16 protein-coding genes are annotated in these 20,318 nt (G+C 66.5%); 4 read left to right on the plus strand and 12 right to left on the minus strand.

Annotation, left to right across the window (positions count from 1 at the left end; all coding sequences use genetic code 11):
• Position 1: 1 nt before the first annotated feature.
• From ispG to OJB03_RS02990, 3 genes are all read right to left on the minus strand, one after another.
• Positions 2 to 1,201 carry a flavodoxin-dependent (E)-4-hydroxy-3-methylbut-2-enyl-diphosphate synthase gene (gene ispG / locus OJB03_RS02980; protein WP_263785116.1) on the minus strand — a complete coding sequence of 400 codons (1,200 nt, stop codon included), beginning with the start codon at positions 1,199 to 1,201 and terminating at the stop codon, positions 2 to 4.
• A 162-nt stretch (positions 1,202 to 1,363) separates the two neighbouring features.
• Positions 1,364 to 2,281, minus strand: a complete 918-nt coding sequence (locus OJB03_RS02985) for a rhomboid family protein (protein ID WP_263785120.1) — start codon at positions 2,279 to 2,281, stop codon at positions 1,364 to 1,366.
• A 224-nt stretch (positions 2,282 to 2,505) separates the two neighbouring features.
• On the minus strand, positions 2,506 to 3,171 hold the full coding sequence (locus OJB03_RS02990) for a rhomboid family intramembrane serine protease (protein ID WP_263785122.1): 666 nt from the start codon (positions 3,169 to 3,171) through the stop codon (positions 2,506 to 2,508).
• Positions 3,172 to 3,323: 152 nt separating this feature from the next.
• Between OJB03_RS02990 and OJB03_RS02995 the strand changes: the two genes are divergently transcribed.
• The 4 genes from OJB03_RS02995 to OJB03_RS03010 all read left to right on the plus strand — a co-directional run bounded on the left by OJB03_RS02995 (position 3,324) and on the right by OJB03_RS03010 (position 8,663).
• Positions 3,324 to 4,079, plus strand: coding sequence for a UDP-2,3-diacylglucosamine diphosphatase (locus tag OJB03_RS02995; RefSeq protein ID WP_263785124.1), 756 nt, complete (start codon positions 3,324 to 3,326; stop codon positions 4,077 to 4,079).
• A 52-nt stretch (positions 4,080 to 4,131) separates the two neighbouring features.
• Positions 4,132 to 6,507, plus strand: a complete 2,376-nt coding sequence (locus OJB03_RS03000) for a penicillin-binding protein 1A (protein ID WP_263785126.1) — start codon at positions 4,132 to 4,134, stop codon at positions 6,505 to 6,507.
• Positions 6,508 to 6,600: 93 nt separating this feature from the next.
• Entirely contained in the window at positions 6,601 to 7,896 is a 1,296-nt protein-coding gene (locus tag OJB03_RS03005; RefSeq protein WP_263785127.1) for a metallophosphoesterase family protein, read from the plus strand.
• A gap of 224 nt (positions 7,897 to 8,120) precedes the next feature.
• A complete protein-coding gene (locus OJB03_RS03010; protein WP_263785129.1) occupies positions 8,121 to 8,663 on the plus strand; it encodes a hypothetical protein in 543 nt (180 codons plus the stop codon).
• A gap of 137 nt (positions 8,664 to 8,800) precedes the next feature.
• On the opposite strand, the gene ispE is transcribed toward OJB03_RS03010, so the two are convergent.
• The 9 genes from ispE to OJB03_RS03055 all read right to left on the minus strand — a co-directional run bounded on the left by ispE (position 8,801) and on the right by OJB03_RS03055 (position 20,300).
• Entirely contained in the window at positions 8,801 to 9,664 is an 864-nt protein-coding gene (ispE, locus tag OJB03_RS03015) for a 4-(cytidine 5'-diphospho)-2-C-methyl-D-erythritol kinase (protein WP_263785131.1), read from the minus strand.
• Positions 9,665 to 9,737: 73 nt separating this feature from the next.
• The gene (locus tag OJB03_RS03020) at positions 9,738 to 10,697 is read right to left on the minus strand and encodes a homoserine kinase (RefSeq protein WP_263785133.1); all 960 of its coding nucleotides are present in this window, start codon (positions 10,695 to 10,697) and stop codon (positions 9,738 to 9,740) included.
• Positions 10,698 to 10,793: 96 nt separating this feature from the next.
• Entirely contained in the window at positions 10,794 to 13,259 is a 2,466-nt protein-coding gene (thrA, locus tag OJB03_RS03025; protein ID WP_263785135.1) for a bifunctional aspartate kinase/homoserine dehydrogenase I, read from the minus strand.
• A gap of 116 nt (positions 13,260 to 13,375) precedes the next feature.
• The gene (locus OJB03_RS03030; protein WP_263785139.1) at positions 13,376 to 14,236 is read right to left on the minus strand and encodes a purine-nucleoside phosphorylase; all 861 of its coding nucleotides are present in this window, start codon (positions 14,234 to 14,236) and stop codon (positions 13,376 to 13,378) included.
• A gap of 54 nt (positions 14,237 to 14,290) precedes the next feature.
• Positions 14,291 to 15,568 (minus strand): DivIVA domain-containing protein, encoded by a 1,278-nt coding sequence (locus OJB03_RS03035; RefSeq protein WP_263785141.1) that lies wholly within the window; start codon positions 15,566 to 15,568, stop codon positions 14,291 to 14,293.
• Between the two features lie 192 nt (positions 15,569 to 15,760).
• Positions 15,761 to 16,519 carry a YggS family pyridoxal phosphate-dependent enzyme gene (locus tag OJB03_RS03040; RefSeq protein ID WP_263785143.1) on the minus strand — a complete coding sequence of 253 codons (759 nt, stop codon included), beginning with the start codon at positions 16,517 to 16,519 and terminating at the stop codon, positions 15,761 to 15,763.
• A gap of 141 nt (positions 16,520 to 16,660) precedes the next feature.
• Complete coding sequence (locus tag OJB03_RS03045; protein WP_263785147.1) at positions 16,661 to 16,846, minus strand: CPXCG motif-containing cysteine-rich protein; 186 nt, start codon at positions 16,844 to 16,846, stop codon at positions 16,661 to 16,663.
• Between the two features lie 244 nt (positions 16,847 to 17,090).
• Positions 17,091 to 19,637: an ABC transporter permease gene (locus OJB03_RS03050; protein ID WP_263785149.1), complete on the minus strand. Its 2,547-nt coding sequence runs from the start codon at positions 19,635 to 19,637 to the stop codon at positions 17,091 to 17,093.
• 150 nt (positions 19,638 to 19,787) lie between these two features.
• Positions 19,788 to 20,300 carry a GAF domain-containing protein gene (locus OJB03_RS03055; RefSeq protein WP_263785150.1) on the minus strand — a complete coding sequence of 171 codons (513 nt, stop codon included), beginning with the start codon at positions 20,298 to 20,300 and terminating at the stop codon, positions 19,788 to 19,790.
• Between the last annotated feature and the right edge of the window lie 18 nt (positions 20,301 to 20,318).

A 20,318-nucleotide genomic window follows, 5' to 3' on the forward strand; every position in this document is an offset into this window, starting at 1 on the left:
TCTACGACGTCGGGAGGTCCGGCTTGGTCACGCCCGACGCTTCCGAGGCGTCCTCATCCGCGGCGGCCTCGTCGTCGGTGGGGGCGCCGTCCCCAGTGGTGGCCGCGGCAGGCTCGTCGTTGCCCGCCTCGTCCTCCTCGTCCCAGTTTTCGATGGCCTCCAGGACGGTGTCCACGATCTCGTCCTCCGGGACCGTGTCCACCACCTCGCCGTGCTTGAAGAAGTGGGCGCGGCCTCGTCCCAGAGAGACGCCGAGGTCGGCCCCTTCGGCCTCCCCAGGGCCATTAACGGCGCAGCCCATCAGGGCCACGTCAAGGTTCTTGTCGAAGCCCCGCTCCGCGACGGCCTGCTCTACTTCCTCCACGACGGTGAAGAGGTCGCCCACGAGCCGCCCGCAAGTGGGGCACGCGATGATGTTGACGCCGGGCCGCCCGATCCCCAGCGACTTGAGGATGCGGTGTCCCACTTTCACCTCCTCCACCGGATCGGCAGCCAGGGAGACGCGAATCGTATCGCCGATGCCGTCGGCCAGCAGCGACCCAATCCCGATCGAGCTCTTGACCGTGCCGGTGTCGAGCGTGCCGCTCTCCGTCACCCCCAGATGCAGCGGGTAGTTCGTCTCCTCGGCCACCTTGCGGTAGGCCTGAATCATCATGTAGGGATCGGAGTGCTTCACCGAGATCACGATGTCTTCGAAGTCGTTGCGCCTGCAGACCTCCACGTGGCGCATGGCACTCTCGAAGAGGGCCTGCGGCTTTGGGTAGCCGTGCTTGTCGAGAATATCTTCTTCCAGAGACCCGGAGTTGACGCCAATCCGGATCGGAACGCCGGCCTCCTTCGCGGCCTCCAGCACCTCGCGCTCCCACTCGCGCTTGCCAATGTTGCCGGGGTTGATGCGCACCTTGTCGATGCCCGCCTCGATGGCCTTGAGGGCGTACTGGTAGTTGAAGTGAATGTCGGCCACGACGGGCACGGGCGCGCCCTGCACGATGTCTTTCAGTGCGTCGGCGTCTTCGGGACGGGGCACGGCCACGCGCACCACGTCGGCGCCCGCGTCCGCCACCCGCTCAATTTCTTCGAGGGTCGTCTCCACCTCGTGCGTCTTCGAGACGGTCATGGTTTGTACAGAGATCGGCGCTTCTCCTCCGATTTGGACATCACCAACCTGGACGGGGCGGGATGAGCGACGAGGACGTTCCATAGACCGAAGCGAATTTAGTAGCGAAAGTAGGTGTGAAGGCGAAGGGGAGTCACGTTGCGCATCCGCGGTCGACGCTGTATCGGCACGTCCCGGGATGGCTCTCGGGTCGATCCTGGCGGGCCTGGACCGCTACATGGCGCGGCCCGTCATGCTCTAGGGGCATCAGGACTCGCTGGCCTCGTACAGGATCCGCTTTTCCTCCTCACTGAGCGCATCGTATCCCTCCTCACTGATTTTGTCGAGGATGCGGTCGACCTCTTTGGTGTGGCCGGCGGACGTGCCCGAGGCCCCATTGGTGTCGCCGGGACGCTGAGTGGGGGCGGGGTCCGAGGAAGAGGAAGACGAGGACTGAAACCAGCCCGTGACACGGGCCACCAGTCCGGAGCCGGAGCGGCGGGAGGAGCGGCCCCGAAACAGAACGCCGATTCCCGGGAGCGTCCCGAGGGCACCCTGTTGATTCTTGGCGTAGAGGAAGCCGGTGAGGGCGCCGCCCCAGTGGGCCGCGACGGCCGTGTTGCCGCCGGGGCGCAGCGCCATCAGCGCGTCGATGGCGAGAAACCCGACGACGACCCACAGCAGGGGCACGACCCCGAAGAAGAGCAGTCGGATCTGTTTGTACGGGTACAGAATCGCCACGGTCGTCAGCACGCCGAGCACCGAGGCAGAGGCCCCCAGCACCGGAATGCTCTGTCCGCCCTGCATCCCGCCCGAAATGCCGGGCGCGATCGGGCTCAGGAGCAGACAGATGAGCGCGCCGCCGACGGCCGTCGTGAGGTACACGCTCCAGAACTGCTCCGACCCCTGCATCCGCTCAAATTCGCGCCCCACCCAGAAGAGCAGAAGCATGTTGATCCCGATATGGAACAGCCCGGTGTGCATGAAGCTGTACGTCACCAGCTGCCAGGGCTCCAGCAGGATGTCCGGAAACACCGGGTGCAGCGCCAAGTGCGACCGGACGAAAAAGAGCCCGGTGCTCCACAGGTTCAGAAACTGCAGGGCCACCCACACCACCACGTTGATTGTGATGATGGTGCGCAGCGCCGACGGCTGCTGGTAGTACCACGTCTTGAAGTCGTACACGGTCGATTGCTGGGCTGTTGGCCCCAATCAAAGGCAAAAGAGGAGAACGCACCGTTTCGGACGGTCCGTCCGCCGGATACGCCGGCTTATACCACGGAGTGGGGGCAAGGTTTGCCGGAGTGGATTCGACGGATGGAATGCCTGGGAAAGTCGGGGCTGAGGGGCAATGCTCAAGTTCGTGGCGGGCGACGCGTGCCTGTGCGGCCCCGCTCAAGAAGGGCTGGCTACCACCGCATCACGCGGTCCGGCTGCATCGGCAGCTTGCCCCGCCAGTACTGAATGAGGAGAAAGCCAATCACCATGCCGCCGAGGTGCGCAAAGTTGGCCACCCCCGCCTGCGTGCCCGTGACCGCCGAGTAGAGCTCCAGCGCCCCAAACCCGGCGACGAGCCATTTGGCCTTGATTGGAAACAGAAACCAGATGTAGATCGGCTGATTCGGAAACATCATGCCGAAGGCCAGAAGGATACCGTACACCCCGCCCGAGGCCCCCACCGTCGGGATGGCCGCGCTCACGAACGCGAGGTGCGTGAGGGCAGCGCCGATGACGCACGCGAAGTAGAAAAATACGAACCGCTGGGAGCCCCATCGATTCTCGACCTGAACCCCAAACATCCAAAGGGCAAACATATTGAAGAACAAGTGGCCAAAGCTCCCATGTAGGAAGCCGTAGGACACCAGCTGCCAGGGCCAAAAGTCGGGACCGGCGGTGCCGGGTGGGTAGAGCGGCATGAGATTCAGCACGCTCGCCAGCATCGAGGATGGCGGCAGCGTCTCGGCCGCCACAAACTGGGCCAGGAAGAACAGGCCGTTGAGGATGAGAAGGTTCTTAATCACCGGCGGCATCATCGAGACCCGCGTGGGCGGCCGGTACTGAGTGCGTCGCGGCATGCGCTCGGAGCGTCTTGTTTGGGGGAAGGGGTCTGTACAGCAACACAACTCTACTTAGCAATCGTACGACTTGCGAGTCCGTGCGTTCGGGCGGCTGGGGAAGACAAGCTCCTACTACCACTGCATCACTCGTCGTTTTCCTGTTCGGTCCCGTGGTCCTCTTTGTTTCCGATATGCACTTTGGGCGCGGGGCCCGCTCGACAGAGCGAACGAAGGAGGCGGCGCTCGTCGAGTGTCTGAAGGCCCACGCCTCAGACATCGACCATCTGTACTTGCTCGGGGACGTGTTCGACGGGTACATCGAATATCGCCACCTCGTCCCGAAAGGGTTCGTCCGGTTTCAGGGCCTGCTCGCGCGCTGGACCGATCGGGGAATTCCGGTGACGTACCTGCTCGGCAACCACGACCCGTGGCACCAGGACCACTTCTCGGAGGAACTGGGGGTTACGCTCGTTCCCGAATCGGTCGAGGCCACGCACTTCGGGCGACGCCTCCACCTCGCGCACGGAGACGGCCTTGTGGCGACCGACCCGCCGCGCTCCTGGGTGCGGGCCCTGTTCCGCCACCCGGTGCCGGTGTGGCTCTACCGGTCGCTGTTGCCTGCAGACATCGGGCTTGGCCTTGCCCGCTGGGTGAGCCGGCGGCTCCATGATCCGGACGAGGAGGACGCGGCCACGCCTGCACGCCTTCGAACGCAGGCCCACGGGCTCCTCCGGCACGAGACGCTAGACGGGGTCGTCCTGGGACACGGCCACGTGCCGGTCCTGGACCGGGGCCCGGACGGGGTGTATCTCAACACCGGCAACTGGTACGAACGACGGACCTTTGCCCGTTTGGACGAAGGGGGGCTGCACCTCCAGCGCTGGAACGGCACGCGCGCTCAGGGCATTGAATCCGTTCCGCTGTGACGAGGCGCAACCTCCCCCTTTCGCTTGTTTTCCTGCACCGGCTTGCGGGTCTATGTCTGAGTGGTCCTATTCCGACGAGGAGCTCGATCAGTACTTTCGCGACCGGTCCGCTCGAGAAGATAATCGTTCAGGGGGCGGCCCATCGGGGGACGAAGGGAACGGCCACGAGCGCCCGACCACCGGTGTCCGTGGCTTCTTTCACCGTCACATCTCGGACCCGTGGATGGCGCAGGCCGCCGCCGTGCTCTCCGTCCTCACGGGACTGTTGGTAATGGGGATGCTCGCGGCAGGAACGTACGTCTGGACCCTGACCGACGACATCCCGTCGACCGAGCGCCTGGAAGACCCCACCATGCAGCTGGCCACCATCGCCTACACGGCCGACGGAGAAGAACTGGCCCGGTACGCCCGACAGAACCGCTCGTGGGCTCCCTACGACAGCATCTCGTCCCACGTTACCGACGCGCTCATCGCGACCGAGGACCGGCGGTTTTACCGGCACTGGGGCGTGGACCCGAAGGCCATCATGGCCGCGGTGGCCGACATCTTAACCGGGGGCTTCCGGGGGGCGTCGACCATCACGCAGCAACTCGCGCGCAACCTGTACAACGAGGAGGTGGGACGGGCCGTCACCATCCCGCGAAAGGTCCGAGAAATGGTGACCGCCGTGGAGCTCGAGCGGCGCTACACGAAGCGGGAGATTCTGGAGATGTACCTCAATACCGTGAGCTTTGGGGGGAACGTATACGGCATCGAGTCCGCGGCCCGGACGTATTTTGGCCGGCGCGCCGCGCAGCTTGATCCCCTTCAGGCCGCCACCCTGGTGGGCATGCTGCGGGCGACCTCCTACTACAACCCAGTCCGAAACCCGCAAAACGCGAAGCAACGGCGCAACGTGGTCCTGCGGCTGATGCAGGAGCAGGGCGCCATCGGCGCTGCCTACTACCGCGAACACGTCGACGACCCGGTGCGGGCCGACTACCACTCCTCGCGCCTCTCTGCGAGCCTCGCTCCGTACTTTGCCGAGCACGTGCGCACCACCCTGTCGGACTGGGCCACGAACGAGAAATACAGCGACCACCCCCTCCACGGCCGCGACATCTACGGCGACGGGCTGCGGGTGTACACGACCCTCGACTCCAAGCTGCAAAAGCTGGCCCGAGCATCGGTCAAGCACAACATGACCGCGCTCCAGAAGGTGGTGGGCTACCAGTGGAGCGAGCCCTCGCCCGGGCTCTACAGCAGCTCGCTGGCGGACTACCGGTCGCTGACGCCGGGCGAAGACTACGAGCCGTTCGCCCACTTTTGGGAGTCGAACCCTGAGGTCCTAGACGACTTCATCCGCCAGACGACCCGCTACGACACGCTGCGGGCCCGCGGGATGGGGCCAAAGGCGGCGGTGGACCGGCTTCGTGGCGCCCCGTCGTTCCTCGACTCGCTGAAGACAACGAAGAGTCGACTGGGGGCGGGCCTCATCTCCCTCGACCCCCGGAACGGGCACGTGAAGGTGTGGATCGGGGGACGCGACTTTGAGACCGAGAAGTACGACAAGGTCGGCATTGCCCGGCGCCAGCCGGGATCGACGTTCAAACCGTTCACCTACACCGCCGCCATCGACAACGGCTACTCCCCCTACGACACGCTTCTGGACAGCACGTTTACCTGGGAGGACGCGGGGGCGGACACGACATGGTCGCCCCAGAACTACAACGGAGAGTCCTCCGGGGAGATGCTGACCCTGAGCCAGGGGCTGGCCAATTCCAAAAACACGATCACGGCCCGGCTCGCGCTCGACCTGAATCCGCAGACGGTCACCACGTACGCACGCCGAATGGGCATTCCGGAAGAAACCCTGAGGGCGGTTCCGTCCATTGCACTCGGCACCAGCAACGTGCGGCTGCTCGACATGGCTGCGGGCTACAGCACCCTGGCAAATGGAGGGCTCTACAACGAGCCGGTAGCGATTACTCGGGTGGAGGATCGGTACGGCAATGTTCTTTGGGAGGCCTCCCCGAGTCCGCGGGAGGCCCTTTCCGAGCGCACGGCCTACACGGTCGTCGACATGATGCGCGGGGTAATCGATTATGGCACCGGCGTGCGGATCCGCACGCAGTTCGACCTTGGGGAGTACGACCTGGGCGGGAAAACGGGAACCACCGACCGGGCGGCGGACACGTGGTTTATGCTCATGCACCCCGAGCTGGTGAGCGGCTCCTGGGTGGGCTTTGAGGACCAGCGACTGACCTTCCGAACGGGCTTCTGGGGGCAGGGGGCCCACACCGCGCTGTTCCTCGTCGGCGACTACTACCGGCGCATAACCGAGGCGGACGAGGTGTCGCTCGCGGAAACGTCCTTCCCGCTCGTGCAGGGATACGGCGCCCCGGAAGACACGACCGGCAGCCAGAACGGCGGGCGCGTCGGGTGGTAGGAGCGGGCCGATGGGCGTTGCATCGCGACGCCCGAACGACTTTTTCCATCCTGGTCCCTTTCATCGGTCTCTCGAATCCGGTCGCCCGACGTCGTGAAGCTGCTCCACACCGCCGACATCCACCTGGGATTCAAGACACACGGACAGCGCGACGCGGACACGGGCCTGAACACACGGCTCCTCGACGTGCGGCGCTCACTGGAGGCCGTCGTCCAGCGTGCCCTCGACGCCGACGTGGACGCGTTTTTGTTCTGCGGGGACGCCTACCACACCGCAGACCCCACCCCCACGCAGCAGGACATCTTTGTTCAGTGCCTCCGGCCCCTCGCCGACGCGGACATCCCGGTCGTGCTGATCGTGGGCAATCACGACCACCCTGTCACGTTCGGCCGCGCCTCATCGCTTGACATCTTCGACCACATCGCCGGCGAGGTTCATTGCTACCGCAAGCCGGCGTCCAGCGTCCAGGTCCTTGACACGAAACGCGGGCCGCTCCAGGTCATTCCGCTGCCCTGGCCCATCCGCAGCCAGATCCTGGCGAAGGACGAGTACCGCCGCATGTCGCCGGATGAGCTTCGCCAGTTCGTGGAGGAGCACTACGTGACCTACGTTCAGCGCCGGGCCACCGAGATTGTGGATGAGGAGACCGGCGTCACGCCGGGGGGCACCGAGCGCGCCCTGTCGCCCGACGTGCCCACCGTGCTGGCGGGACACGTGACCGTGCAGGGCGCCGCCCTGTCCGGCTCGGAGCACACCACCACGATCGCGTCGGAGCCGAAGTTTACCGTGGGGCAACTCGCCGTGCAGCCCATCGACTACGTGGCCCTGGGCCACGTGCACCGGCCCCAGAACCGCAACGAGGAGGGCCACCCGCCCGTCGTCTATTCCGGTAGCATCGAGCGTGTGACCTTCAACGAGGCCGACGAGAGCAAGGGCGTTCAACTGGTAGACATCGAGCCGGGACGCGACCCGATCACCCACACGACCTTCGTCGAAACCCCCGCCCGTCCGTTCGTCGCCGTGTCGGTCGACGCCCGAGACGCAGACGCCCCGACCGAGCGCGTTCTGGCGGCGATCCACGAACGAGATGTCGCCGACGCCATCGTGCGGGTTCGGTACCGCGTGCGAGAGGAGCAAGTGGCGCAGGTCGACCCCGAACAGGTTCGAGAGGCCCTGGCAGACGCCGATACGGTCGCCGGAATCGAACGCACGGTGGACCCGGCCGATCGCAAACGACGGACGGCGGTCACGCGCGAGTCCGGGCTCGAGGAAGCGGTGCGCCAGTACGTAGGGCAGCACGACGAGCTGTCGGGACTGGAGGACGACCTCGTGGAGACGGCCCTGTCACTTAAGGCAGAGCTGGACGCCGACGAGACGAACCCTGGGTGAGAATCATTCCCCGAGGAGCCCACAGGGCGACTCCTGAGCCCGTCCTCTCCTTGAGCCGATCGTGCGAAATCTGTAATTGACGCCGTCGTGCCGAGGCACGGTTGAATGTTCGCCCACCTACCTCCATCTTATGCGCATCCCATCATTCATTCCGTGCTCGAAGCTGGGGACGTACGGCTCCGCAAGCCGTACGAACAGTTTCGCAATCAACGCATCAAACACCCGTGGATATCGAAAATCGCACCGTAGTCGTCCCGCGAAAGGAAGACACGACCAAGGAGGAAGAGCCCGTCGAAGTGTGGCCGCTGGTTGAGGCGGCCCTCGACAAGGTTGACGCCGACCCGACCACCTACCAGGCGGCCCAGGCGGCCATGGAGGTGAGCGACGGCTGTGCAACCCTGGCCAACTTCCTGATTAGCCAGGCCGAGCAGGTCGAAAAGATGGACTATCGTTTCAAGGTCCCCCTGGTCGTGCTCGGAGCTCAACTCGCCCGCGAGGACGACGGTTCTACCACCATTTACGATCCCGGCGAGGGAGCCTTTCACTTCGAGACCGACGATCACCACTTTGCCTTTGAGGTCTTCGAGGACTGGACGGTCGACTGGGAAGAAGTGACCGACCGGATCGAGAAAGGGTACAACTGGGACGGCGTCGAGAAGCAGGTTTGGGCCCTCGACTGGCTCATGGCCTACCTCGAGGTTCCCTCGGATGACTATATGGTCGACGATGAAGGGGACGACGACGATCAGTACTACAGCCGCATCTGACGGCAGTTGACGCCCTTTGTTGTCCCGGTCCCACGCCGTTCGCTGTACCGCTCTGGGGGGAGTGCTTCCGAGGGAACACCTTACCCGTACCTGCTCTGGACGGAGGTGAACCACGGCGCTTCGGATTGTGACCGAAGTCAATTTGGTGCCGGTGTGAGGTGAGTCCGGATGTTCAGTAGATCCCGTGACTGGAGCGTCTCCTGCGCCGCCCTGGCCGCACCTGTCTCCTCGAAGAGCCCGTACACGGCACTGCCGGATCCGGAGAGGGAGGTGTACGCAGCGTCTGTTTTCCGCAGGGCCGTCCGCACCGCATCGACTGCCGGTTCCGCCGTCGTCACCGGAAGGGCAAAGTCGTTGGTGAGGTCCTCTTTCCAGCGAGACAGGTCATTCGAGAGTACGAGACGTCGCAAATTGGGGCGGTCGGCCTCCGTGGGCGTCACCTGGTCGTAGGCCCAGGGGGTGGAGACCTCGACGGCCGGAACGGCGACGAGAAGAGGGCCGGGCAACTGGTAGGGCGCGCCGTCTTTGGAAAGTGGCGACAGCGTGTCGCCACGCCCGGTGGCATGAGCCGCCGGCGCGTCCTGGAGGAAAAACGGCACGTCGGCCCCGATCGTACGTCCGATCTCCTGGAGGGTCTCGGGAGATGGGTCGACGTCCCACAGCCGCGTGAGAAGCCGGAGCGTGGCTGCGGCGTCGCTAGAGCCACTGCCCAGTCCAGCGCCGTACGGCACCCGCTTCTCAAGGTGGAGGTCGGCGCCTGCAGTCACGCCAAATGCCGACGCGAGCCGGTGGGCCGCCTGGAGGCACAGGTTGTCTGCGTCCGTGGGGAGCGCCGGGTCCGAGCACGTGAGGGAGAGGGCGTCGGCGGGCGCCGCCGTGACGGTGTCGGCCCAGTTGATCCGGTGCAGGACCGTCTCGACGTCGTGGTATCCGTCTGGGCGCCGACGGAGGACGTGCAGCCCTAGGTTAATCTTGGCGGGGGCGTTCTGCGTGAGGGGCATCTACCGGGAGGTGAGGCAGAGAGAAACCGCGTGAAGAAGTCTAGCCGCAGGGTGATTTCCTGCATCGCCGCGCCTATGGCGACTGCGAGTCCGCGGGCGTGGGGGCGGCGACGCGGGCCCCCTCAGGGGAAATGGGAGAGATCCAGGCCTCGGTGGACACGTCGTGCTGCGCGAAGGCCTCGATCATGGCGTCCCGCACACGCTCGGCATGACTGGGGCCCTTGCACCACGCGAACAGCGTGGGGCCGGCGCCCGAGAGGGAGCAGCCCAGGGCGTCGTCTGCCAGTGCTGCGTCCTGCACGTCCGCAAAGCCGGGCACGAGCGCGGCCCGGTGGGGCTCCACGATGAGGTCGCGCAGGGCGCGTCCGATGAGTGCGAGGTCGTCGCGGTAGCAGCCCGCCACGAACGCGCCCAGATGGGCCGTCTGCCGAACCGACTCGGACAACGGAATGGTGTCGGGCAGGCACGCCCGTGCCTCTCGGGTTGGAATGACCCGGTCCGGGCGGACAAGGACACAGCGGATGCCGGACGGGACCGGAATGGGCACCACGTCCGGGGGGGCCATCTCGCGGGTCAGCACGAGGCCCCCGAACAGGCACGGGGCGACATTGTCGGGGTGCAGGTCGCCGCTTGCCACGGCCTCCCCGGCCAACGCGTGGGGCAGCAAATCCGCCTGCGACCAGGACGTTGAAAGCAACTCGGCCCCGGCCACGACCGCGCCCACGGCGGAGGCGGCCGAGCCCCCGAGCCCGGACCCGAGCGGGATCCCTTTCTCGATGGAAACCTCGAACCCCCCGTCCATGCCCGCGGCATCCCGGAGGGACTGCAGGGCGACGGTGGCCGTGTTGTCGGCGGGCGTGGTGGGCAGGTCGGTGACGCAGCCCGTAATAGAGCCAATCCGCACCGTAGGCTCATCGAGCCACCGCACCGTCACCCGGTCGCCGAGGCCGTCGAGGGCACCCCCCAGGACGTCGTACCCCACGGCAACATTGCCCATCGAGGCGGGAGCAAAGACAGTGACCGCATCGCTCATGATCTCGTTCGTTTTCTGAGTGCTTCCAACGGGGAGGCGCCCTCTTGCAAGGCAGCTCTGTGAACCAGTGGCCTGCCGTTTCGTCTTCCTTGGGACCTACGACATCAGCCGAAGCAGGTCGGCAAACACGCCTGCCGCGGTGACCTGGGGACCAGCACCGGGGCCCTGCACGATGAGGGGCGTCTCGTTGTACCGGTCCGTTTGGAAGCGGACGATGTTGTCCGTGTGGTTGATGCGGGCGAAGGCGTGGTCGGCGGGGTAGCGGCGCAGGCGCACCGATGCGTCGCCGTCCCGCGTGACGCTACCTACGAACCGGAGCACCTTGTTTTCGGCCTGGGCGTCCCGAAGGAGTTGGGTCATGTCCGCATCGTGCTCGGGAAGCCGGTCGAGAAACGACTCGACCGTGCCGTCGTGGAGCGGTTCCGGCACAAGCCCGTCCACGGACACCTCGTCCAGCTCCAGCGGCACCCCCATTTCGCGCGCTAGGATGACGACCTTGCGGGCCACGTCCATGCCGGAGAGGTCGTCGCGGGGGTCGGGTTCAGTAAAGCCCTCGTCCTTGGCCTGACGGAGAATGGCGGAGAAGGGCCGGTCGCCATCGAATGCGTTGAAGAGATACGACAGCGTGCCGGAGAGGATGCCCTCAATGCGGTGCACCTGGTCGCCCGTCTCGGTAAGGCTGTTCAGGGTCTGCAGAATGGGCAGGCCCGCCCCCACAGTCGTCTCGTACAAATACTGGGGCCCGGGCCCGCGGCTGGCGGCCTGAAGGGCCTGATACGTGTCCCACGCGTCGGTATTGGCCTTCTTGTTGGGCGTCACCACGTGGATGCCGCGCTCCAGCCAGCCCTGGTAGCGCCGGGCGATGGGGGCGCTGGCGGTACAGTCGACAATCACCGTGTGCGGGTGGTAGTCGGTCTGCACGTGGTCGACGAAGGCGTCGAGGTCGGTCGCCTCCCCCGCAGACAGGTCGGCCCGCCACGTCTCGAGGTCGAGGCGCTGCTCGGCCCGGAGCATGCGGGACGATGCGGCGATGCCGCGCACACGGAGGTCGATGTCCTGCTCGTCGCGGAGCCGGTCGGCCTCAGTGTGAATCTGGTCGAGCAGGGCCGCACCGACATTGCCGGCCCCGATAATACCGACCGACAGGGTCCGCTTCGAGAGGTAGAAGCCTGCGTGGGCCGCCCTGAGGGCACGGCGGGCGTCGTCCCCGTCCACCACGGCCGAGATGTTGCGCTCTGAGGAGCCCTGAGCGACGGCCCGCACGTTGACGCTGGCCTCCCCAAGGGCCCCGAAGAAGGTGGCGGCGACGCCGGGCGTGCCGGCCATCTGGTCCCCCACCACGGCGAGGATGCTACAGTCCGGCACCAGCTCGACCGTCCGGAGCTGGCCGCGGTCCAACTCGGCGTAGAAGGCGTGCTCGGCGGCCTCACGGGCGACCTTGGCCTGGGCCTGTGGCACGGCAAAGCAGATCGAGTGCTCGGAGCTGCCCTGCGAGATCAAGATGACCGACACCCCTTCATCCTCCAGCGCGTCGAAGAGGCGCCGGGCAATGCCGGGCACCCCAATCATGCCGCTGCCCTCCAGGTTGAGGAGGGCCACGTCGTCGATTGTGGAGAAGCCCTTCACGACCGACGCGCCGTCGTCGTTGAGGTGGATGCGGGTGCCGGGCCGGTCCGGCGCAAAGGTGTTGCGGATCGTGATCGGAATCTCGTGCTCGACGGCCGGTGACAGCGTGCGCGGGTGAATGACACCGGCACCGAAGTAGGCCATCTCCATCGCCTCCTCGTAGGAGAGGGCGTCGAGGCGGCGGGCGTCGGGGACGTACCGCGGGTCGGCACTCATAACCCCGTCGGTGTCCGTCCAGATCGTGAGGGCGTCGGCCTCGAGCAGCGCGGCGAAGAGAGCGGCGGAGTGGTCGGAGCCGTTCCGTCCGAGGGTCGTGGGCACCCCGTCGGGCGTGGTGGCGATGAAGCCGGTGGCGACAATCACGTCGGGGTCGTCGTGCGCGGCCCGCCAGTCGGCAAAGCGTGCCTGGGTGGCCGCCTCATCGACCACTGGGCCCAGCTCCTCGTGGGTGACGACGAGCACGTCGCGGGCGTCGCACACGGCGGCCGATAGTCCCCGGCTACGCAGCACCCCCCCAAGCACGCGGGCGGACCACAGCTCGCCGTACCCGGCCACGAGGTCGCGGGTTGTATTGGGGGCCGTGCCCATGAGGCGGGTGGCCCGGAGCACATCGGCCAGGTCGTCCATGTCCTGGTCCAGTGTGCGAAGCACGGAGGCGGCGGCGTCTCCGTCCAGCAGATCGGTGACCACGGCCCGCTGATCGTCGCGGAGGGCCTGAAGCCGATCGGACAGCCCGTCGGCATCGGTGTGGGCCTTCTCGGCGAGGGCAAGCAGGCGGTCCGTCACCCCGCTCATGGCGGAGACCACGACCGCAACCGGAGGGGAGCGGGTCTCGAGAAGGTCGGCCACGTGCCGGATGCGGGACGGGTCGGCAAGGCTGGTGCCGCCGAACTTATGAACCCGCCAGTCGGTGGGTGCAGACTCGGACGATTCCATGCGAGGAGGAGGAGGAGCGTTAGGGGGGTGGACCCGTGACGGGTGACGGTGTCAATCTCGACCCGGAGAAGAACGGCGCCGGTCGCTTCCGTGCGGCCGGGGCAGGCGGAAGGCCTTTATTGGGGCTCCGCCTGCGCATTGTCAGCGACGGTCGCCGTGAGAAGGCGGTGAATCTGCGAGCGACCTGTTTGCAGGGAGGTGCCGTCGGAAGAAGGAGAGGCCTGTCCCCCTGTCAGGTGTTGCGCGGTAAGAAGCGCAAGGGCCATCACATCCACCCCCATGTGGCGGGCCGCGATCACTTCGGGTATCACGCTTGTCCCCACGGCGTCGGCCCCCAGCCGATGGGCCATTCGGTGCTCGGCCGTCGTTTCGTGGTGGGGGCCAAGAAGGCCCAGATAGATGCCCTTTCGCAGGGAGATGCCCTCATTCCGCGCCGCGCCGCTGACTCGTCGCCGGAGCGCCGGGTCGTAAGGGGTGGTCATGTCGGGAAAGCGCGGCCCCCAGTCGGGCACGTTGGGCCCGACGAGCGGGTTCTGGCCTTGAAAGTTGATGTGGTCGGTCAGCAGCATCAGGTCCCCGCGACTGGCCTGTGCGGTGACGCTGCCGGCCGTGGCCGCCAACAAAAGCGAGTCAACACCCGCGGTTGCGAGCATGCGGACGGGAAAGACAACCTCCCGGGGCGTGTGCCCTTCGTAGAGATGGGACTCCTGGTCCAACTCGACGACTTGCGTCCCGCCAAGGGTGCCGACCGTGAGCGCACCATCCGACGCCGGATAGTGTGGGAGGTTGGTGTATGGAATCGTGTGCTCGACCGTCCCTGCCTGAAGGACACCGTCGAGATCCATGTCGCGCATGACGGCGACCGTCGAGGAAGAGGTGTCCAGATCGGGGAGGGCGGCCGCCGCCGCGTCGACCTGTTGTTTATACGCGGCGGTTCCGTCGGCGGTGAGGGCGGAGGCGTCGGAGGCCGTAGACATGCGGAGGGTGGGTTGGAAAACGCGTGACGTAGAGGGGAGCGAGACGACCCGAGACTAATCCTCCATGTCTTCGAGGATGCTCCAGATTTTCTCGATCTCCTCGGAGGTGTCGTCCTGGTCGTCCCCGGAGCGATTTCTCTTTTCCGGCTCTTCCGTCTGCTCGGCATTGGACGCCTGGGGATCGGAGACATCGCCTACCTCCTGCTCCGATGGGGCCGGGACATCGGTAGGCTGATCCGGCGCGTTGGCCTGTGAAGAGGACGGCTCGTCCTGCTCATGGGGACGATCGTCGGAGACCTCGGGCTCGGAAGGAGGCCGTTCCGACGGGGTGTCCTGCTCCGAAGAAGGGCGAGGAGTGGGGGCGGCCTCGCTTGCGACGTCGTCCGTGAAAACCTCCGACGGGGTGCGGTCCGCAGATGACCCCTCGGTCGAAGGGGCGGCGTTAGTCAGCGGTTCGGTCTCGGCGAGAACGTCCTCCTCGGGGGAGGCCGGGTCGTCTGTGTCCGGGGGGCTCTCCGTAGATGAATCGGCAGTCGGGTCCGTCTCGGACGAATCAGCGTCATCGACGCGGCCCGAGGCGGAAGAGGCATCGGGGTCCGCCGGGTCTGTGGGCTCAAACGACGACGCATTGGGGCGGGCCGGCTCTGCGTCGGAGGCCGACTCCGTGGCGGGATCGGGAGCATCGTCGTCCGCCTGTGTTAAACCCGGAGCAGAGGGGGCGTCGGACGGCGCTCCAGGGCCGGACGGCGAGCCAGAACTGGACGGCGATGGAGGAGTCTCGTCGGTCGGCGGCTCCGGGGGCGTCGCCGACGCCGGGCCGGACGGGTCGCGCTCTTGCTCGTGCGCCTCCAGCACCTCAAGCTCCGAGTTGAGGAAGGCCCGCAGCCGTGCAACGGCCTCGGTGTGCCGATTGTGGAGATGACGGACGTCGGCCTTCAGCTTCTCGCGCTCGCTCTCCGCGTCGCGCTTGATCTCTTCGGCCTGATCCCGGGCGTCCTCCACGATGCGCTCGGCTTCACGCTCAATGTCTGCCGCTTCCGCCTTGGCGTCCTCCACGATGCGCTCGGCCTTCTCGCGAGCATTTTCGAGCGTCTCCTCGGCGTTCTTCCGCGTCTGGTCCAGAGCCTGCTGGAGGGCCTCTTCGACCTCCTGGTAGTGGTCCATCCGGCTTTGCAGCTCCTCCACCTTGTTTTTCAGGCGGCGGCGTTCGTCTTCCAGGTCCTCCCACTGCTCGGCCACCATGTCGAGGAATGCGTCGACCTCCTGGGGGTCGTACCCGCGCAGGCTGCGGTCAAACTCTCGCTTTCGAATGTCGAGCGGCGTGAGGTTCATGGCGTCTGCGGCTTGGATCTGGAAACGGGTACAACAGCGGGTGGACCGATGGCCTCAGACGAGTCGACGGTCCTTTGCGGTCCGTCGTGCGAGGCAGCGAGACCCACAGGTTTACCGTGTGTTCACCGGGCTGCCCCAACACTGTTTCGGGGCAACGCGGTCTTCGAGGGGGCTGGGCCGCCGGGAGATCGCCTAGTCGTAATCGCGCGGCCCGAAGATCGATGTGCCGAGCCGGATCATGGTGCTTCCTTCCTCGATGGCGACCTCGAAGTCGTTGCTCATTCCGATGGAGAGTTCGTTCATCTCCACCTGCGGGTTGTCGGACGCGTCGTAGGTGTCGAACAGCTCCCGCATCCCCTGAAACTCGCCCCGGACGTCCTCGGGGTCGTCCACGAACGAGCCGAGGGCCATGAGCCCCTCGATGGCAAGGTGATCGTACTGCGCGCAGTGGTCGAGGTACTCGTGCGTCTCGGACGGGGCGAGCCCGTACTTTTGCTCGTCGCCCGTGACGTTGACCTGCACTAGGCACGGCAGTACGCGGTCGTTCTTGGCGGCTCGTTTGTTGAGCTCCTCCGCGAGGCGAGGGCTGTCGAGCGCGTCGAACCAGTCGGCGTGGCGGGCAATGAACTTGGCCTTGTTTCTTTGCAGGTGGCCCACCATGTGCCACTTCACGTCGCCGTCCTCAAAGGCGCCCGGGCGGGCCTTCGCCTTGTCGCGGAGCTGCCGGGCCCGGTTTTCGCCGAAGTGCTCCAGGCCCACGCCCGTGCCGGATTCGATGGCCTGCATCGGAAACGTCTTGGAGACGGCGACGACCGTGATCTCATCGGGAGACCGCCCGACCCGGTCGCAGGCCTGAGCGATGCGCCCACGGATGGACTCGACTCGTTCCTGTACGACTTCGGGGCGGATTTGGGCTTCCACCTCCGGCGTAGCATCCGGAATCTTGCTCATGTGCGGGGCAAAGTTGCGTGCTGCGAAGCGTCTACGAACCGGGTATTGGTATCTCGGTGTGGGCGCACATGATCCGGTGCGGGCAGTCCTTGCGGCCGGACGAGCCCACGCACACCCTGCTCCGTTTAGAGTGGTGAGCGGCTACTGGGTCGGCTGCACGTCGAACGACACGACGCGGCCGCCCTGCGCGACGATGTGGACGCGCAGGGGGCGACAACAGACGCCACAGTCCTCGATGTAGGTCTGCTCGCGGACCGACGGGTCGACGAGCACGGCGGTTGTTTCCCAGCAGTGCGGGCACGTAAATGTCTGCTCGCGGACGTTCACGGCGTAGGGGACATTGAGGAGAAAATAGCGAGTGGGAGGCTACGGGCGGATTCCTGGGGCTCTGCTGTCCAGGTTCTTTCCACCCGTCGTCGGTTCGATCTTAGCTTGCTCCGTCAGCACCGCGGCGCGGGGCAGAACCTCTGGTCCTCATTATTTCGCCCGTCCGGGGCTGATGCTTCACCCGGCCGGGTGGGCCGTGGAAGGCCGCCGGACCGGTGCTGTCGTCGGAGCCGATGCAAAGCCGCTACGTCTCCGTCCGGAGCACGTCGAGCGGCGGACGGTCGTAGAGGCCGCGGCTGTTCCAGAGGCCAATGGCGATGGTCACGATCACGGCAAGCACGAACGCCGCGAGAAGCACGAGCGGCGCGACCACGAAGGGCCCCTCGAAGACGAAGTACGAGAGTCCCCATGCGCCCGCCAGGGCCAGAAGCAGGCCCGTCGCCGCCGCGAAGGCCCCGAGAAAGAGATACTCCACCGTCATGATGGTCTGTACGGTGCGGCGCGAAGCCCCCAGTGTCTTTAGCAGGACGCTCTCCTCGGCCCGCTGGTAGCGGCTTACCACCACCGCCCCGGCCAGCACGATGAGGCCCGTGAACACGCTGAAGAGGGCCATGAACCGGATCACGTACGCGAGGCGCCCGAAGAGGTCCTGGAACGTGGAGAGGATGAGGGACAGGTCGATGGCGGACACGTTTGGGTAGTCCTGCACGACGTTCCGCTGCGCCGCGGCCGCCACGTCGTCGTTCGGGGTGCGCCCGAGGAGAACGTGGGTCTGTGGGGCCGCCTCGAGCGCGCCCTCGGGAAAGACCACAAAGTAGTTGGTGCCGATGCGCTGCCAGTTCACATTGCGCAGGCTGGAGATGTAGGTCGTGATCGGCCGGCCCTGCACGTCGAACGTGAGGGTGTCGCCGACGCCCACGTTCAGTTCCTCCCGGGCCATCTCCTGCTCCATCGAGATGGGAACGGCCTCGCCGGACTGCATCGGATTGCCCTCGACGGCACCGACGAACTCGCCCGCCACGATCGTCTCGCTCTCGGTGAGGTGGTCGCGGTACGTGACGCGGTACTCGCGCTCGTAGGCCCAGCTCACGTTGACCGTCGAATCTTGCCGCAGGGCCTCAATGGGGCGGCCCTGCAGGGCCTGCAGGCGCGTCGTCACGATGGGCTCGCTGGCCAGAACCGGGGCGCCCGCCTCCTCCACGGCGCTGCGGACGCCGTCGATCTGGTCGTTCTGGATGCCAAACATCACGAGGTTGGGGCGGTTCTCGCCCCCCGCCACCTGGATCTGCTCCAGGAGCGTGCGCTCGACGAGCACGAGGGTCGTGATGAGGAAGACGCCCAGGCCCAGGGTAAGCAACAGGACCGTCGTCTGGTTATGGGGCCGGTACAGGTTGGCCAGGCCCTGCCGCCAGGGGTAGGACCAAGAGGTCGGAAAGAAACGGCGCACCCCCGCCATGATCCCGCGGGCCACGAGGGCGAGCACCCCGAACACGGCGCCCACGCCGACGGCGTAGCCGAGCCCAATCTCCCAGGTGGGGGCCTGGAGCACGGCGATGCCCGACACCGTGGCCGCTACGGCGGCCGCCACGGCCCACCGGGCGGGGTCGCGCCAGCCGCCGGTCGAGGGCTCCACCTCGGTTCGCAGCGCCTGGAGCGGCGAGACGCCCCGTACCTCCAGCAGCGGCCACAGCGCGAAGAGAAGCGTCACGCCCAGCCCTACGACCAGCCCCAGGCCCACAGCGGTCCACGACACCGCGAAGGTGACCTCGACGGGCAGGAAGTCGGCGAGGAGGCGGGGCACGAAGGCCTGCAGTGCCACGCCGAGAAGGCTGCCGAACCCGGCCCCGATCAGGCCGAGCACACCGGCCTGAGCAAGGTAGATGCGGAACGTGGGCCCGGCCTTCGCCCCCAGGCAGCGCAGGACAGCGATCGAGGTGAGGCGGCGTTGGACGTACACGTGCACCGCACTCGCTACGCCGAGGCTCCCCAGTAGCAGCGCTATGAATCCAGCAAGGCCCAGAAAGCGATACAGGTCGCTGAGGCCATCCTGCCAGCCCGAGGCGGCCTCCTCGACGGTATCGAGGTCGAGATCGTGCCGGTCCAGATAGGGGTCGATCCCCGCGATGAGCTCATTCAGATTTCGGGCCTCCTCAAACTCGAACATCACCTCGTACTCCACACGGCTCCCGCGGCCGAAGAGGGAGGTATCGAGCCGGGCACGAGGCAGGTAAATGCGGGGACTGGCGGCCGAGGTAAAGCTCGACTCGCCCGGGGCCTGCTTCAGCTCCCCGAGGATGGGGTACTGTGTGTCCCCGACGCGGACGGAGTCGCCCACCTCGACCCCAAACTGACGCAGGAGCGCGCCGTCCACGAGAGCCCCGTCCTGACTCCGGTAGCGGGCCGCCGCGTCGTCGGGCTGCGTCTCCAGCGTGCCGTAGAACGGAAAGCCCCCCTCCACGGCCCGCACGGCGGAGAGCCGTGTGCCGCCGGTGGCGGGAAAGTAGGCCATCGACGCGAACGATACGCGGCGCGACTGGGTGCCCCCAATCGAGTCAAGGAGCGCCTCGGTGGAGTCCTGAAACGGCGAGTCGCTCTCGATTTTCAGGTCGGCGCCCAGGAGCGTCTTCGCCTCCTGGTCGACCGTCCGCGTCAGGTTTTCCCCAAAGCCGCGAATGGCCACGAGGGCCGCCACGCCCAGCACCATGGCGGAGAGGTAGAGGGCCAGTCGTGCGCGGCTGCCGCGGCTGTCGCGCCAGGCCATCTTGAGAATCCACGGGACGTTCTCGCTCATGCGGGCTTTGAGAAGCGTCAGAAGGAGGATAGGAGGGAAGGCGGAGGCGGTAGCACGACAGTCGGGGGAGGCCCAATGTGCGGAACCGGGGGCTGCGCATCGTGGCCGAGGTGCACACGCCCGCTGAGGAAGGAGGGCTGCTCCACGGAACTACCTCAGCGCTGTGTCGGCGAACTGCTCCCCGAGGTCCCGACACAGCGCCTCCAGGTGCTCTCGGTCGGTCGTGTCGAATGCACCGAGCGTGTCGGAATCGACGTCGAGCACGGCCAGTAGATCGTCGCTTGGTGTAAGGACGGGCACGACGACCTCCGACCGGGTGGACGACTGGCACGCGATGTGGTCCGGGGCCTCGGACACGTCCGGCCACAGCTGCGTCTCGCGGGTCCGCGCCGCCGCTCCACACACCCCGCGGTCAAAATCGATGTGGAGGCAGCCGTGTGGGCCCTGGTACGGACCCACGAGCAGTTCCTCGTCGGACACCGCCCGGTAGAAGCCTGTCCAGTCGTAGTGGTCGAACGAGTGGTGGAGTTCGCACGCCACGGTGGCCATCGCCGACATCCAGTCGGTCGGGCCGTCCAGCAGCGCGCCGATGCGACGACGGGCGTCGTCGTAGTGTTCGGCCTTATCTGCCGCGGGTGTGGTGGAGGAAGCGGGAGAAGACATCTGAGGCAGGCGGTCGTG

Source organism: Salinibacter grassmerensis (genome assembly GCF_947077765.1).
Lineage (GTDB): Bacteria > Bacteroidota > Rhodothermia > Rhodothermales > Salinibacteraceae > Salinibacter > Salinibacter grassmerensis.